Raw genomic sequence first — 17273 nt, 5'->3', positions numbered from 1 at the left:
TCAAGAAACCTCTTCCGCCTCGTTTCGCTCGATATCTTGATCGTTCAACTTCGCCAAGGATTCGCTCTTTTCCAGCCAAGCGCTCTCGGCTTTTTCGATATCGATATCGAGCCGGCGGTGGCGGGCGAGCAACTCCTGCAACTGCTCGTGCTCCATATTTTGATAGGTGGTGCTGTCGGCGAGAATGGTCCCGATCTCGGCCCGCTCTTTTCCCAATCGATCGAGGTCGGATTCCAAGTCATCGATCGCTCGTTTGAGAGGGGCGATGCGCTGACGGCGCTCGGCCTCCTCGCGCTTTCTTTGCTGTCGATCGCGCTTTCGTAAAGCCGGCGCCCGAGAGGAAGGGGCAAGTTCGGTATCTTTCGATCGGGCACCTGAATCATCGGCCGAGATCGCATCGGAAGGCAAAGAGGACTGCGGACCGGAGAGCCCCGAGAGCAGCCATGCACGGTAGTCGTCGAGATCGCCTTTGAAAGGCTGCACCTGCCCTTTTGCGACCAGCCAAAGGGAATCGCTGACAAGGCGCAGCAGATGGCGATCATGTGAAACCAGCACCAACGCCCCGGGGAAGGACTGCAAAGCGAGGGCCAGAGCCCGGCGCATATCGATATCGAGGTGGTTCGTGGGCTCGTCGAGCAACAGCAGATTGGGGCGCTCCAAGAGCAATAGCGCCAAGGCGAGGCGGGTTTTCTCGCCGCCGGAAAGAGGTTCCACCGGGTTGATGACCGCCTCCGAGCCGAAGCCGAAACCGCCGAGAAAATCCCGCGCTCGTTGTTCTCGCATCGCCGGATCGATGGAGCGCACCAAGTCGAGCGGACTGCTTCGTAGATCGATCTGCTCGATCCGGTGCTGGGTGAAATAGCCGATCTTCGTATGCGGCGAACGCCCCACCTGCCCCGACTGCGGAGCGAGGGCCGCGGCCATTCCCCGCATCAAGGTGGATTTTCCCATCCCGTTCGCCCCCAAAAGCGCGATGCGATCGCCGGGAACGAGGGTCATACCGATATCGTGCAAAACGGTACGGCTTCCGTAGCCGAACGATGCATTGTCGAGGGTCAGCAGCGGCCGCGGAAGGTGCTCGGGTCCGGGAAATTCGAAGCGATAGTCGCTCGACGAAGCGATCGGCAGCGGGGTGATCTCCTCCATCCTCGCCAAGGCTTTGAGCCGGCTTTGCGCCTGCCGGGCCTTGCTCGCCTTGGCCCGAAAGCGCTCGACGAAAGCCTCCATTCGCGCCCGTTCCCGGCTTTGTCGCTCGGCCTGCTGGTGCGATCGCCGAAGATCCTCGCCGCGGCGACGCTCGAACTCGCTGTAGTTGCCGGTATAGAAAAAGATGCGGCCGGCGCTGATCAAGGCGATGTGATCGACGACCGGATCGAGAAATTCCTGATCGTGGGAGATGACCAAGAGGGTGCCTCGATGGCGACGCAGCCAAGCCTCGAGCCAAAGAACGGCGTCCACATCGAGATGGTTGGTGGGCTCGTCCAGCAGCAGGAGGTCGCACGGGGCGGTCAGGGTGCGAGCGAGCGCCGCCCGCATCCGCATCCCCCCGGAGAGATCGTCCAAGGATCGCCGCTCGTCCTCCGGCTCGAAACCCAGCCCCCGCAGGATGCGGGCGGCGGCGGCTTGTGCGCCATGACCATGGATGGCTTCGAGATCGGAGTGGGCCGCGGCCTCGGCCAGCGCATCGCCCTTGGACAGCGCCCTTGCCATGCGGGCGCGGATATCGGCGATGCGGGCATCCCCCTCGACGACATAATCGATCAATGCCTGAGGACCGCTAGGGGCTTGCTGGGCAATGGTGGCGATATCGAGACCGGCGGGGAGATCGAGCCGCCCTCGATCCGGAGCGAGCCGCCCCAGGATCATCTGAACGAGACTGGATTTACCCGCACCGTTGGCGCCGACCACCCCGACCTTCTGCCCCCGTTGCACCACCAAATCGGCTTTTTCCAACACCGCCTTGGGGCCGCGAAAGAGCGCGACATCATCGATCCGAATCATGATTGATGGATTTGGCGAGGGTTACAAGGCCGAGCGCGCACGCACCGAGCCGAGAACGACGGCATCGACAAGATCGTCAACCCCCGATCGCATCGAGCGACCGGTACTTTGGGAGGGATCGAGCGGTCGATGCGATGCATTCGAATTTCCATGCCGGATCGTCAAGCAAGCAGCGCCTAGCCCTTTTCGGCGACAAGGCGATAGGGATAGGCGATCAACAGGCGTTCGGCCGTCGACCGTCCATGAACGATGCCGGCGGATCGCTCCCGATCCTTCGATCTTGCGATGAGGGTCCGAATCTCAAGCGGGGGCGGAAGGAATCTCCAACTTGCCACCGGCGAAGTTGCGTTCCAACAACCAACGGACCAAAGTGAACTCCGAGCTATATGCCGCAATATCATGCAATCGGTATTCGCTCCCCTTGGTGATGGCATCGGCGGCGCGAAAGCCGCTGCGCACCGCAGGCCCGATACCCTCGCAGAGATCGCGCGTTGCCAATCCGGCGGAATCCCCGGTGATGAAAGCGTTCCCGATCCGCACCACATCCACATTCCCCCGCAGGTAATAGCTATAACCCTTGGGCGAAAACTCGGCTTCGGGGGTAAGGCGGCGACGCTCCAATTTGCGGGCGAAGTGCTGCCAGTGTGATTTGATATCCGCCCCCTTCGCCTTCATTTTCTCGGCGATCGCGCCGATGCCGCAGTTGAGGTAGCCGTTCTGTTTGGGCACATACCAAGCGTAGCCCGGCAAGCCCTTGTCGAAAAACCATAGATGACAGCGCTCGTCCTTCCACTCGTAGGGAAGTTCGTGCTCGTAGGTGGCCGCTTGCAACTCGCGGGCGCGAGGGTTGGCATCGCGGAAAAAGGTGCGATAGACCGGGCAGCGAGTTCCCCCGGCTCCGATCAGGTAGCGCGCCCGAAAACGACCGTCGACGGTGAAGGAGCCATCGCTCGGATCATGCTCGATGGTACGGGCGTTATGCACGAAAACCCGAGCGCCGCTGCGTTTTAGAAGGTAGTCGTCGAATTCATAACGCCGGATCGAATGCTGTACGCTCGGCAAGGTGAACTTCAAGCCTTTGATATGCACCACGATGCCATCGAAGGTATTGAAGCGATGGGGATAGTTCTTCGGATCGATCTCGAGATCGGAAACCACCTCCGGCGTGATCCAGCCCGCGCATAGTTTCGTGCGCGGAAACTCCTCTCGATCGAGCACCATCACCGAGGAGCCCTCTTGCACCAAGCGCCTGGCGCAGGACGAGCCCGCCGGGCCGCCCCCGATGATGAGAACATCGGCGTTTTCCATCGATCAATCTCCCAAAGGCGGGCTCGATGAGCCACCGCCATTCGATGCTTTCGAGGCGGGATAAATATGGGCTCGGGTCCAAGGCACCTTGTTATTGCCCGACGGAGCGCAGACCACCTGAAACAGTTGGAGCGAATTGGAGGCGAAGGCTGCCGAACAACCCGCAAGATAAAGACGCCAAGCGCGCACGAAACTTTCATCGTATTTGGCGCGGACGGTTTCCACCACCCGATCGAAGCGCGTCAGCCATTCCCTGAGGGTACGGGCATAGTGCAAGCGCAGATTCTCGATATCGATGATCGAGAAATTATGAGGCTCGAAGATATCCATCATCTCGCGCAGACTCGGAGGGTAACTACCGGGAAAGATGCGTTGTTCCAGCCAAGCGTTGACCGGAGTGGGACGATTTCGGCCGACGCTGTGGATTAGCGCAAGACCCTCCGGTTTCAAAGAGCGGGAGATGACATCACCCAAGGTTTGATAGTTGTCGACCCCCACGTGCTCGAGCATTCCCACCGACACGAAGGCATCGAAATCGCCGTTGATATTGCGATAGTCGTCCTGCACGAATTCCACCTTGTCCGCAAGCCCCTGTCTCGTCGCCTCCTCTCGGGCATGGGCGATCTGCTCCGTCGAGATATTGAAGGCCCGCACCTTGACGCCGTACTCGCGCGCCATATACAACGCCAACGTGCCCCAGCCGCAGCCCGCTTCGACCACCGTTTGATCCGGCTTTAGCATCAACTTGCGACAGACATGATCCATCTTCGCTTCTTGCGCCTGCTCCAAAGTCGCATCCTCTCGATCATAGTAGGCGCAGGTATAGACCATGTTCTCGTCGAGCCACAGCCGATAGAAATCGTTGCCGAGATCGTAGTGATGGTGAATATGCTTGCGCGAGTTCGTGCGCGTATTGGAGCCGGGTTTGGGGAGCCCTCCGAGCAAACCGCGCTTGCTGACCTTGGAGCCCGCTCGTTCCGCGCTGCGATAGCAATGCATCAGCACATCGATCAGATCGCCGATCACATCGATACGATCGGCGCTGTAAGCGTCCCCGAAGCCGAGCTCGGGGGCGAAAGCCACCCCCTGCAGAGCCTGCCGATCCCGGAAAAGAATGCGCCCATGACATTCACCGACGGGATGATAGATATCCTCGCCGTTCCACAGCGCGATCGCCACCGGCGGCCGGCCCAGCTGAGCGGCGATGCGTCGAACGATCCACCGATCCAGCGCGGACGGGCGCTTCGTATGACGCTCGGAGGCGTCTTTTTCACCTCGTGTACCGGAAAGACCCAGTGGATGCGAGCCTTGCCCTTCCTTCATCGTCGGCCTCCTCCCCTTTGCATCGAGCCGTTTCGGATGATGTGATATGGCGTGATATCGTATCCGACGACAACCCCCGAATGGCTTCGAATCGACATGTTTTTCGCCCATTGAGAGTGGATCGTTTGAAGAACATCGGATATCTTGCCCGATTTCGCGCCCGATTCAAGCCGGTCGGTGGATATTATCCCCTCATCCGTGGCGCAAATACATCGTTTTTGGCAGGCATCCGGATTCCGAGGGCGAGACGTGCAGGTGCAACGGGCGATCCAACCATCATCTTGGTCGTCGATCCTTTTCGTATCGCCAACGCCCGAGGCGCTGTCGATGCATCCTTCGAAGGGGGCGGGCGGCAACCTGCCCGACTCATCGCTCCAGCCCGATCATCTCCGGTCAGGGGCGTCGAGTACACCTGAGAGAATGTATTTGCCATCTGCACCCATAGCCATCCCACCGAAGGGACTCGGGTTTCGCTTCTCGGTGAACCCCGGCATCGGCCGATTCAATCGCAACCGAGATGTCGGCTGAATTTCGATTCCGCTATCTTGGTCGGACGACTCTCACACCCCCTATCCGCCTTTATCCCTTCCCGAAAGATCCGGCAGTGCCCCTATCTCATCGAGAAAGTATGTCGTCGAGAGAGTCAACGGCAAATCCTTACTTTTCCATTCCCTTGTTTTCCATCTCATCGAGAATACGCCTCGCCAACCTCTCGAAGTCTCTCCTTGCATCCTGCACGGCACCGGCATGGGAACCGATAGCCCCGTCCGCCGGAGTCAGTTTGAAAATCGGCTTGCGGTACTCCTGACCCATAGGCACCAAACTACGATAGTGTTTGATGGTTGCCAAGCAATAAGGATCATCTTGCTGTTTGATCGCTTTATCATCGGCAGGCTCTTCGTTCAAGATCATCTCCCGATAGGTCCGAGGAATACGCTGCACCCATCGATCGTAGGCGATGACCGGGCGGGTCAATCGCACGCCATGCTGCCGGCAAAGATAGCCGATCGGCTGCATGCTGCCCTTTGGAAGATAAAAGTTCGGATACTTGGTTTTATCCTCGCTACCGTTCCAGTTATCCAATCGCTTTTTCCAATTTTTTCTCCAGCCATCCAAAGAAGGACCCAAGTTTTTGAGTCCCTGCAAAGAGAATAGATCGGCGCCCAAAGGAATGGCGACATAGTCCGTGGCCAAAAGCACGGAGCGGTTGATGGCCCCGAGATTGGGTCCGATATCGGTCAAGATCAACTCCGCTTGCGACTCCTCGGCCGCCATTTGAAGAATCTGCCAAAAAGAACTGATGATTCGCATCGGACGGTATAGATTATTATCATCCATGCACCTTGGCCATTGATCCGACAGCCCATCTTCGAGCCTCGATAAACGCATATCCCCCGGAATCAGATAAAGGCAATCATCGATCGAATATAAATTGGGCTTTCGCAGATCGCCCACCCCGTTGATCAAAGCATCAAGAAACTGATAGACCGTAGAGTTTTCATCCGGACTCTCCCATATTTCATCAACCCTTTCCTCTTCCAAAAAAGCGGCGGTCAAGTTGGCTTGCGGATCGAGATCTGCAATGACAACCCTCTTATCCAAGTCGGAAAGAATCCATGCCAAGTGATAGATCAAGGAAGTCTTTCCGACTCCCCCTTTATTATTGAAAAAGGTCAGAACGGGAACGCTCATGATCTGGCTCTTAGTGTACAAAAGACGAAACGTGCATCCACCTTGAATTCCGGCGGCGGATTACCGCTCCTTTCCATGGCGGCTTTTGTCGTGGCGATGCCCCGCCCGAATTTTTGCACGAATCCGAAGGTTTTGAGTACATCGGCGATGGCGGGATTGCGGTAGCTGACAATACCGGGTTCTCCGAAATTCTGCGGTGTCACATCCCCGAAACATCCACCGGGGCTGATAATTTCTACCCGATCATCGAACCAACTCAGCTTGATGGGAGCATTGTTGCCCTCATAGCTTCTATGCAGCACGGCATTATAGAGAATTTGCTGAAACGCCGAATGAGGGTAGGAAGAAGTCATTCGATGTGTCGGCTGAGAGAGGATGTCGACGGCGGTGGAATTATGAGCCCTAAGCACGAGTTCGATCACCCTGAGCATTTCAACGACACCACCTTTGATTTCATGCTCATCAATGACATCATCGGCCAACTTTGTTCCATCTATTTTGAGGAATTGAATATAGGCTCCGGGCAAAAAATCCTGCGGTCTTTTACCGATGGCCAAGAGACCGACAACGGTGGGAGTGGTATCCTCCTTCGAGACCACCATGCGGCAACTGGCCAAGCGCTCTTCATAACTGCGATCATTGGCCTCCAATATCTCGGGGGCAAAGGCCTGCGGCAGATATTCGTTTTCAAATATCGAGCGAGAAAGGTCATCGATGGTTGCACTATGCACAGGATGCTGATCGAAGTGGATATCTTTATGACGGCGTTTCTCGTTCAAGATGCGCTCGTCGTTCGCACCGGCGATGCCCTGTCGAGGGCCGGTTCGAATCCAGATGCGTCCTTTATACCTCACCGGAGTCGCATCCGAGGGCATGACCATGACCACCACCATATCCGCCCCTTCGAGATGACGCTTTTCCACCGTCATCGTCGGCAAGGGAATGATATAGCCGTCGCTTCTAATCGCAGCGATATTACGCAGCAGTTCATCCGAAACATCCAACCCAACCGGCTCACCGTTATCCTTGACCCCGATGAAGAGCACCCCCGCCCGATCGTGATTGGGCAGATCATTGGCAAAAGCGCAGATTGCCTGACAGACCTTGTCGGCATCGCTTTTTTGAAACGATTCCTTGAATTCAATGCGATCCGTCTCCGATTCGCTCAACATCCTCAGCAGCTCATCGTCCGTGAATTTCTGCATCTGCATTTCCATCCCATTGTCTCTTTCAAACCGTATGGCACCCCCTTCCGGAGTTGCCACCCCATTCACCTGCACCGAAAAAAGAGACTATCAGTCATCGCCGTCAGTAGGCGATCGATAGCCCTTGCCCCTTCATGATACCGAAGGGAGGTATAGTAGGATACCGAATTTATCCAAAAAACCTTCGACAATCCCCCGCCCTAGGGTTATTTGAGACAATGATAATACTTTCGCTGCCCCGAGAGTGGCAATGAAAGCACATAAATACCATATAGCGATCCAAGGCAGCCTGGGATGGTTCTTGCTAAAAAAAAAAAATTAAATGCAGATCATAATCACCATACCATAGTCTCCGCCTATGCTCTCCGTCATTCTCGGCTTCCGGGAAGCGAATTGCCCTTGATCTTTGAACCTTTCTCTCGCTTTGCCATGAAACACCACCGCCATCCCCTGCCCTGTGATCAGGTCTGGGATGAAGGACTCCCCTCGAAAAAGGCGCCCTGAGGCAGTCGGCGCCCCGCAATTCCCGGGATTGGTCGGGCAGCGACATTCGTCGGATGAACGTTCATCGAGGGCGCTCATCGATGACGGCCGGGGACGCTAGTACCCGTTTATGGACGTATACGGGTTCCAGACCGCTCAATTCCCCTTGTCTGCTCTTTTTTCGCAAAAGACGAGGATCATGAGGATCGGAGCCCTCTTGACCTGCGTTTTCCTTTCGATGACAGGGATTTGCCTGATCTTCGGTCGAGCGAGGATCGGGTTCGGATCGCGAGGATCGAGACAGCGAATTGACCGACTTGTCGTGATGTGCATCGTCTATTCGCAAGACGAGCTGGAAAAAGAATAGGAATTGAGGGGTGATGAGCAGTGTTGTTTCCCGATAGGAGAGGGGGAATTGATAAAAGTGCGTGAAATTCAAACTCCGGCAGCGACTTATCTTAGGGTGCGAGCCGATCAAACCGGTGATTTAAAGGATATTGGATATGACATAGGCCCCGTATTGTCGAAAAACGGCTGATATAAGCCTTGACGTCACTAAAATGGCAAGGGTGATCCGTCGGAGTCGCTCCAAAGGCACCGGCGGCGGGCTTTGTAATATACGATAAAGAGATTTTCAACCCGATTTCTGCATTCGGGGATGAATTCACTTAAATATCAATACCTTGCGATCGATGGGTGTCGCCCATCGATCGCTTTGTGGCAGGCATCGATCTGCCAGGGCGCCTCCTATCGATAGACAATCATATAAATCCCTTGGATGCATGATCCGTGAAATCATCATCGTCCCTGATATATCTGTGTAATGTGACCGGGCTCCTATGGCCCGTGATCGCCATGATCTTGTCGTCCCGGGCACCGGCGATCACTGCGCAGGTCACATGGCCTGCGCGCAAAGAGTGTGAGGAAATCGTGCTCGGATCCAAGCCGATCGCCTCGGCATAGTATTTTACCAAGCGCGAAATATCCTTGCCGTCCAGCGGGTTGCCGCGCAAATTCCCATGCCGATCCATCGTCTGGAATAGATATCCCGATGTAATGCCCGATGCTTTCAGCCAATCGTTCAAACGCTTGATCGGTTGAATCCTCGTGCCTTGGATGATGGGAATTTTCCGCCCTTTACCCATTTGATCCGTCTTCGATCGACGAACGTGGAGGTACATCCTGTCGGGATCCGTCGGATCGATCTTTTCCACGATCTCGGCATCTTCGATGAGAAAGTCGCGAACGTTCGATCGACGCGCAGCGCTTGCGAAGGCGATTGCGAGAATGGCGGCATCGCGCTTTCCGATCAGCGTATCCGGACAAAGATCGATCATTTTCTCGACTTCATCCGCTTTCAGCGCCCTAGCCTGCTTGGGGTCGGTGCTGAACTCACGATTCAAGCCTTTCAGCATCAACTTGACCAAGGGGATATCACAAGGCGAATCGAAGCCTAGATAGTGGTTTTTGTAATGGATTGCCTTGATATAGGTGTTGATGGTGCTCATGGCCAATGGGCGGCCGTGGCGCCCGATGGGTTGAGTGGCATGAGAAACCGCAAAGTCTATCAAAGCCACGGGACTCGTCGGGAAAGCCTGATAGCCTTTACTATCACAAAATCGTTCGAATGAATCCCAAGCCTTTTGATATAAAGACAGTGTATTTTTTGATAACGCCGCTTTGATGAGATATCCGAATTTTTCGATGAGCTCTTTGAGCTGTTCGCTTAAGGCATGTGATTCATTACCGATGGGATAAATCGCTTCACTCGTATGATGAGGTTTCCTCTCCACGGGATGGGGCTCCTTTTCCATGATGATCAAGAAGGAATGGCAAAATCTACGAGAATATATCACCGTTTGCAACCTGCCAAATCGATTTTGGGAAGAAAAAAATCATTACAGTGATGATTATCTCGAATCAAAAAAGTGTTATAACGAAATACGTAATTCTAATATATAACAAGTATTGGTTTTAGTAAAGGGGGTCATCGCTTGTTCGTGGGATATTTTCCTTGAATGAGACGAGATCGAAATCTTTCGAGGATTTCTTGATGATCATCCCGGAAATTCGAATGATTTCAAAGAGTTGATCGATTCGTCATTGATTGTCAATCGCTCGGATAGCCGGGGACGATGATGGCGAAAACAGCGATAAGATGGAAAAAAAGATAACATCTCGAACATCGAAGAGCAAATCTTGAATATAGGGTTTTTCGAACGTTTCTTGGATGAAGGCTCCGCTCGATCTTTCATCGAGATGCGTATCCGGGAAGACGCAAAAGCCCGCCCGAGATGCGAAAATCAACGCCACGGGCTTGGGATCCGCGAGGGGTTTTCAGATCAGCCCTCGATCGGTGTCTCGAAAAACTCCGAGATGCGAGACGGGGGAGCGCCTACGGGAATACCCGGTCGATCCGATTCTCTCGCCATGCCGATGCATGAGGATGTACGGGATACACTTGTCGGGTGGCACCGTCAGGTGCTCGGCATCGTCGGGAGAGACTCATGCTCGAAAGATTCGAACGTTATCCGCTGACCTTCGGACCCACGCCGATCGAGGCGTTGCCGCGTCTGAGCGAGGCGCTCGGTGGGCAGGTCGAGATCTGGGCGAAACGTGATGACTGCAACTCGGGTCTGGCGCTCGGGGGCAATAAACTCCGCAAGCTCGAATATATCGTTCCCGATGCCATCGCATCCGGCGCGGACACCCTCGTTTCGATCGGGGGTGTGCAATCCAACCATACCCGTCTCGTTGCCGCGGTGGCGGCGAAGATCGGCATGAAATGTCGATTGGTGCAGGAAAGCTGGGTGCCGCACGAGGATGCGGTCTACGATCGCGTGGGGAATATCCTGATGACGCGGCTGATGGGCGCCGATAGCCGTATCGTCGCCGATGGTTTCGATATCGGTATTCGTAGGAGTTGGGAGCAGGCGATCGAGGAGGTACGTAAGGCGGGCGGTGTTCCCTACGGAATCCCGGCAGGCGCATCGGAGCATCGGTTCGGCGGATTGGGCTATGTGGGATTCGCCGAAGAGGTCCGCGCGCAGGAAGCCGAGTTGGGCCTTCGCTTCGACTACATCATTGTCTGTGTCGTTACGGGATCGACCCAAGCGGGCATGATTGTCGGTTTCAAGGCCGATGGTCGCGCGCATCGCGTCATCGGTATCGATGCCTCGGGAACGCTTGATCGAACGCGTGAACAAGTCGCGCGGATCGCCCGAAACACGGCGGAACTGATCGATCTGGGCAAGGAGATCGACGATGACGATATCGTCATCAACCCGGATTATGCCTATCCCGCTTATGGCATACCGAGCGAAGAAACGAATCACGCCATCCGCCTTGCAGCGCGTACCGAGGCGATGATCACCGATCCCGTCTACGAGGGAAAGTCGATGCAAGGACTCATCGATCTCACCCGCAAGGGATTTTTCGCGCAAGGCTCGAAGGTGCTCTATGCGCATCTCGGCGGAGTGCCGGCGCTGAACGGCTATTCGTATACCTATCGCAACGGCTGACTCATATCATCGATGCACTTACGCGGTGATGGATGGCAAGCGATTGCGCGGTTGAATCGTTCTAGAAAGCTCATATCCCTTGTCTTGCCTTTTTTCGCCCTACCCTCGGCGAAAAGCGTGGTAGCGCTCGATCCAGCGCAATAAACGCTCGGGCTTGCGGGCGCGCTTCCATTCCCCGGCGGCGTATTTATTGGCTTCGGCCAAGGTCGGATAGATATGGATCGTCGAAAGGATGCGATTGAGACCGAAGCCGTTGCGCATCGCGGCCACGAATTCCGCGATCAGATCGCCGGCGTGTTCGCCGACGATGGTCACGCCGAGCACCCGATCCTTGCCGGGCGCCGTCAATACCTTGATCGACCCGTAAGCCTCGCCATCGGCGATGGCCCGGTCGAGATCGTCGATCCCGTAGGTCGTCACCTCGTACTCGATGCCCCGCTCTTTCGCCTCGGTTTCGTTGAGTCCCACGCGGGCCACCTCGGGATCGGTGAAGGTTGCCCAAGGGATCACCGAATAATCCGCGCGGAATTTGCGGAAGGTGCCGAACAGGGCATTGACGGTGGCGAACCATGCTTGATGAGCGCTGACATGGGTGAACTGATAAGGGCCGGCCACGTCTCCGCAGGCGAAGATATTGGGAAAGCGGGTTTGCAGGTAGTCGTTGACCGCCACGGTGCGGCGCTCGGAAATGTCGATACCGAGCTCTTCGAGGCCGAAGCCGTTGACGTTGGCCGCCCTTCCCACGGCCACGATGACTTGATCGAAGGGAATGTCGATCTCCTCGCCTTCGTGCTCGCAAAGCAGATGTTTTTCGCCGTCTCGCAGCGAGAAGGACTTCGCCCGGTGGCCGGTGCGCACGTCGATCCCCTCCTCGACGAAACGACGCATCACCATCTTAGAGACTTCCGGATCCTCGCGGATCAAGATGCGCGGCAGCATCTCCACTTGCGTCACCTTCGAGCCCAAACGAGCGAAGCACTGGGCGAGTTCGCTCCCGATCGGTCCGCCACCGAGCACGATCAATCGAGGGGGCAACTCGCGCAAATCCCACAAACTATCCGATGTGAGATAGCCGACCTCCTCGATGCCGGGGATCGGGGGCACGAAGGGCCGGGCGCCGGTGGCGATGACGATATTGCGGGTGGTGATGGTGCGCGCTTGCGCTTGGGGATCGTCGGGCGAGGGCTTGATCTCCACCGTCCACGGCGATGTGATCTTCGCCTCTCCCGTCAAGCAATCCACCCCGAGGCCGGTATAGCGCTCCACCGAGTCATGCGGCTCGATCTCCTCGATCACTCGTTGCACCCGTTCCATCACCTGCGCGAAATCGACCTTTATCTGCGAGGGTTCGAGTCCATAACGGTCCGCATGCTTGGCTTGGTGTACCAACTTGGCGCTTCGAATCAAGGCCTTGGAGGGAACGCATCCGGTATTGAGACAATCCCCTCCCATGCGGTGGCGCTCGATCAAGGAGACCTTCGCCTTGACCATCGCCGCGATATAGGAGCAAACGAGGCCGGCGGAGCCCGCTCCGATGACCACCAAGTCGCGTTCGAAGCGTTTCGGCTTCGTCCATCCGGAGAAGGCCCGGCGTGATTTGACGACATCGACGATCTTTTTCGCGATCAAGGGGAAGATGCCGAGCAGAACGAAAGAGCCGATCAAGACGGGAGAGAGGATCCCTTGAAGGGAATCGAGCTGGGCAAGACGAGTGCCGGCATTGACATAGACGATGGTCCCGGCAAGCATCCCCGCTTGGCTGACCAGCGCGAAGGCCAAGGTGCGCATCGGGGTGATGCCCATCACCAGATTGACCATGAAAAAGGGGAAGACCGGAACCAAACGCAAGGTGAACAGGTAAAAGGCACCGTCGCGCTCGATCCCCTCGTTGATCGTCTTCAAACGGTCGCCGTAGCGTTTTTGGATGGCATCGCGCAGCAGGTAGCGAGAGACGAGGAAGGCGATGGTCGCTCCGGCGGTGGAGGCGAAAGACACCACGACCGTGCCCCATAGAAGGCCGAATATCGCTCCCCCGGCGAGGGTGAGGATGGCAGCTCCGGGTAGCGAGAGGCCGGTGACGACGACGTAGACGATAAAGTAGCCGAGCAGCATGAATAAGGGACGTTCTTGATAGAGGGCATCGATCTCCGCTTGGCGCGTTTTGAGGGCCTCGAATTCGAGGAATCGGGCGAGATCGAACCATATAAAAGCGCCGACGATGGCCGCGATGATCAGAACAAGGACAATCTTTCCTTTGCTCACGGGGCGATTCCTCGATGGTGGGGGGCGGACGCTTTATTCGATGAGGGCTCGAAGGCGAAGCGGCGCATTATGTGCCCTATCCTTCTTTATGCCGGCCGGGACCTTGGTATTCGGGAAAAATCCGATCCGAAGGCTTCCAAGCGATCCCTTGATGTTGACCTTCAATCGACGGGATCGATTTTGGCGGGCTTCGAAAGGCGGCTTCGAAGTCGACGATCGATGAAGAAGGCGCATCTTTGACCGTTCGTTCGATCGCGCGTCCGAAGCCGAGCCCTGAAACCGAGCATGGGGCAGTTTACCCGACAAAGGGATCCGGCCGACTTTCGGATGTACGGGACTGAGGCACGAACCGAGGTGAGCGACTTGACCGAATGGAGGCCTTCGGTCGGTCATAATACGCCTGCAAGCCGAGCGAGGATGAGCGCTCTTTGCCGGAAACGATAAGCCGGCGCCATCGTGAGCCTTCGTTGCAACGAGGGCGGCGGGTCGATATCGATTACGATGGTTTTCGATATCCTTTTCCACAGCCCCTTCGACAGACTCGACATGCCCCGCTCCGCGGACGAAGATCCTCGAACCGAGGGGAGACTCGTCCTTGACGATCACTCCCACCGACGCTCTCGATCCTCCCTTCCATGATCACGTTTTGGCTTCTTGCGGCGCTGATGATCGCGGCCGTGCTGCTTTGGATCCTCCCGCCCTTGCTGCGCAGGCCACCATCGGACGAAAAACCCGATGCGGAGGCGGCGCAAGAGACCGGTGAGAGCGAGCGAATCAACCTTGCGCTCTACCGGGAGCGGATGGAAGAGTTGAATCGGGAATACCGGGATCGAAGGATCGACAAAGAGCGCTACGAGAACCTGCGCGATGATCTCGAGCGCGGATTGATCGCCGATATTGGAATTGCGGACGATCCGGAAGACTCGGAAGACCCGAAGACGGAGGGCGAAAGCGCGAAGGACTCAAGGGGCGAGTCGCTAAGAGACGAGATCCCCTCACCGCCATCCACCCCCGCCGCTTCGCCCCGCCCTTCCGCCTCGATCTCGCATTACTCGATGCCCATCGCGCTTGCGCTTGCGATCCCGATCTTCGGCATCGTCATTTATCTGCAGGTCGGAACGCCTCGGGCCATCGATCCCGAACGCGACGCCATCGCCGGGGCTGCGGGCACCGAAATGGGTGCGCTCTCGGTGGAGGAGAGATCCGATCTCGAGAGGATGGCGAAGGAGATCGAAGCCCGACTCGAGGACAATCCGGACGACGCCGAATCCTGGATCCTTCTCGCCCAAGCGCGGATGGATCTCGACGATCCCGGCGCGGCCGTCGGCGCTTACGAGCGAGCCTATGCCATCCAAGGCGACGATCCATCGCTCCTCACCGACTGGGCGCAAGCGGAAATGGAGTTATCAATCTCCCCCGACTTCCCTCAAAGCGCCATCGCTCGCATCGAACGCGCTTTGGAGATCGATCCCGACCACCCCGGTGCCCTTTGGATCGGGGGGTTCGCCTCCTTCGGCCAAGGACAACGAGAACGGGCGTTGGCACGCTGGGAGCGGCTGCAAGCCCTTCTTCCCCAACAATCGGATGAGGCGAAAATGCTCACCGAGTGGCTCGTTCGCGTGCGTTCGGGCGCCCTTGCCGATCAAGGCCAAGGAGAATCCGTGCAAGGGTCCGCTTCCATCGGTGATTCCACGCTTGGCCGGGATCCCGAAACGAGCGATCGGAAAATCGGTACCGGAGACGAAGACGGATCCGAAGGCGATCTTGGATCTGCTGTCATCGAGTCCCAAGCCCCCGATCCCTTGACTGCGCGTATTGAAGTCGAACTCGATATCGAACCCGATCTTGCGAAAACCCTGGGCGGCGATGAGACGATCTTCGTCTTCGCAAGGCCCGCACCGGATGCATCGGGATCGGGAGTCGATTCCGGCGCTTTCGGTCCCCCCTTGGCCGTCGTTCGCACCACCCTTTCAGCCCTGCCGACGACCGTGGCTCTCGACGATTCAAGTGCGATGATGGCCGGCCGCAGCCTGTCATCTGCGCAAACGGTGATCGTCAGCGCCCGACTTTCGCTCACCGGTACGGTCGAGCGAACGAGCGGCGATATCGAAGGAATATCCGAACCGATGCCGAGCGTCGGCAGCCAAGAGCCGATTCGCATCCTCCTTTCGCAGGTGGTGCCTTAGAGCCCGGTCGGATGCGAACGAAACATCGGGGGATCGCCATCACCGGGGAGAGCGTCGATCCTCGAAGGGCGAAAGCCGATAGAAACCCGCAAGAGGACGGCGAAAACGATCGCCCGATTCGCAAGGACGTATCCGAAAAAAGGGGATGGACTATTGAACTTCCTCGCCCACGCCCTACTCTCCCCCGACGATGACGAAATCCTCACCGGCAACACCTGCGCCGATCTCATTCGGGGGCCGCTTCTCGAAGGTACCTCACCGAAAATCAAAGCCGGGATCCGGCTCCATCGACTGATCGACCATCATGCGGATCGTCATCCCGCCTTCGTCTGCGCCAAAGCGCTGATCGCCGCCCCGCGTCGACGCTACGCCGGGGCGATCCTCGATGTCTTCTTCGACCACTGCCTTTTCCGCAACTGGGCGAGCCACTCGGTGATCGAATTCGATGTCTTCGTCGAAAAGACCTGTCATCGCATCGGACTTACATCCTCCCTGCTCCCGATCCGCGACCCGAAGCAGCGAGAACGCCTGCAGCGCATGGTCGAAAGCCGATGGTTGGGGATCTATCGCCACCGAGCGGGGCTCGATCAAGCCTTCGAAGGCCTCGCCCGCCGCTCGCACTTCGGAAAAGCCCTGCTCGCCGACGCCGCTCGAGACCTTGACGAACACTACCCGGCCATCGAGCGATCCTTCCTCCATCTGATGCCCGATCTGCAGGCGATCGCCGAGGCTTTCGTTCTCGACGGCTGATATCGAGTGTCTTCACGCGGATAATTCGCGGGAATTTCCCTCTGCATCCTTGCTCCGAGGTACCATCGAAAGCCTCATTCTTAGGCAACATGAGAGATCCGCCCTCTCCGACAAAGCCCGATAGGCCTCGAACTGCGAAAATCGTCCGCAAATCGCTCCCGTAGTGCCCCCGATATTCCTCCGAAACATCGTCATCCAACCGCCGGATCGAGCCTTGAATTGCATCTCGAAAGATTGGGACGATGAATCGAAATATTAGAAGAGATATCTATAAAGTACTGATATAAAAGAAGAAAACTACACATACGATCCTTCTCGGCTTTAGGTTCTCGAGTTCTTGGGCATTGGATATTCAAAGAAAAATTCGTTATAATGCCAATCCACTTCTGGGGTAGCGATGTCGGCGATGCCCTGCTTCGGATGGCAGGTAGATCTTTTTTTTCGTGAACCCGAATTCGACTTGGGTGCGGCTCTGAATTGATTCTTGGGATTGGCCTTTCCACCGCCAATCCCTCTTGAACCAACGTGAACCTTCGGAGTTC

The 17273-nt window shown here is 56.8% G+C and carries 10 protein-coding genes; 3 read left to right on the top strand and 7 right to left on the bottom strand.

Going from position 1 to position 17273, the window contains the following annotated elements; translation table 11 throughout:
• The 6 genes from BF99_RS0108090 to BF99_RS20490 form a co-directional block, all read right to left on the bottom strand.
• A complete protein-coding gene (locus BF99_RS0108090; RefSeq protein WP_025770468.1) occupies positions 1-2001 on the bottom strand; it encodes an ABC-F family ATP-binding cassette domain-containing protein in 2001 nt (666 codons plus the stop codon).
• A gap of 300 nt (positions 2002-2301) precedes the next feature.
• Positions 2302-3309, bottom strand: coding sequence for an FAD-dependent oxidoreductase (locus tag BF99_RS0108080; RefSeq protein WP_025770467.1), 1008 nt, complete (start codon positions 3307-3309; stop codon positions 2302-2304).
• Positions 3310-3312: 3 nt separating this feature from the next.
• A complete protein-coding gene (locus tag BF99_RS0108075) occupies positions 3313-4632 on the bottom strand; it encodes an SAM-dependent methyltransferase (protein ID WP_025770466.1) in 1320 nt (439 codons plus the stop codon).
• 657 nt (positions 4633-5289) lie between these two features.
• Positions 5290-6324 carry a ParA family protein gene (locus BF99_RS0108065; protein WP_025770464.1) on the bottom strand — a complete coding sequence of 345 codons (1035 nt, stop codon included), beginning with the start codon at positions 6322-6324 and terminating at the stop codon, positions 5290-5292.
• Positions 6321-7529 carry an RNA-binding domain-containing protein gene (locus tag BF99_RS0108060; protein WP_025770463.1) on the bottom strand — a complete coding sequence of 403 codons (1209 nt, stop codon included), beginning with the start codon at positions 7527-7529 and terminating at the stop codon, positions 6321-6323. Before BF99_RS0108060 ends, BF99_RS0108065 begins: the two co-directional genes overlap by 4 nt.
• A gap of 1244 nt (positions 7530-8773) precedes the next feature.
• A complete protein-coding gene (locus BF99_RS20490; protein WP_197019078.1) occupies positions 8774-9520 on the bottom strand; it encodes a site-specific integrase in 747 nt (248 codons plus the stop codon).
• A 999-nt stretch (positions 9521-10519) separates the two neighbouring features.
• Here BF99_RS20490 and BF99_RS0108030 point away from each other — a divergent pair.
• On the top strand, positions 10520-11533 hold the full coding sequence (locus BF99_RS0108030; RefSeq protein WP_025770459.1) for a 1-aminocyclopropane-1-carboxylate deaminase: 1014 nt from the start codon (positions 10520-10522) through the stop codon (positions 11531-11533).
• Positions 11534-11632: 99 nt separating this feature from the next.
• On the opposite strand, the gene BF99_RS0108025 is transcribed toward BF99_RS0108030, so the two are convergent.
• The gene (locus tag BF99_RS0108025; RefSeq protein ID WP_025770458.1) at positions 11633-13795 is read right to left on the bottom strand and encodes an FAD-dependent oxidoreductase; all 2163 of its coding nucleotides are present in this window, start codon (positions 13793-13795) and stop codon (positions 11633-11635) included.
• A gap of 635 nt (positions 13796-14430) precedes the next feature.
• On the opposite strand from BF99_RS0108025, the gene ccmI reads away from it, so the two are divergent.
• Positions 14431-15981 carry a c-type cytochrome biogenesis protein CcmI gene (gene ccmI / locus BF99_RS21905; protein WP_051482827.1) on the top strand — a complete coding sequence of 517 codons (1551 nt, stop codon included), beginning with the start codon at positions 14431-14433 and terminating at the stop codon, positions 15979-15981.
• A 153-nt stretch (positions 15982-16134) separates the two neighbouring features.
• On the top strand, positions 16135-16731 hold the full coding sequence (locus BF99_RS20475) for an acyl carrier protein phosphodiesterase (protein ID WP_025770455.1): 597 nt from the start codon (positions 16135-16137) through the stop codon (positions 16729-16731).
• Positions 16732-17273 lie beyond the last annotated feature (542 nt).

Origin of the sequence: Thioalkalivibrio sp. HK1, from assembly GCA_000583135.1 — a bacterium.
Taxonomy (GTDB): Bacteria; Pseudomonadota; Gammaproteobacteria; order HK1; family HK1; genus HK1.
Note: the sequence above shows the minus strand (reverse complement) of the source record. Positions and strands in the feature narration are given on the sequence as shown.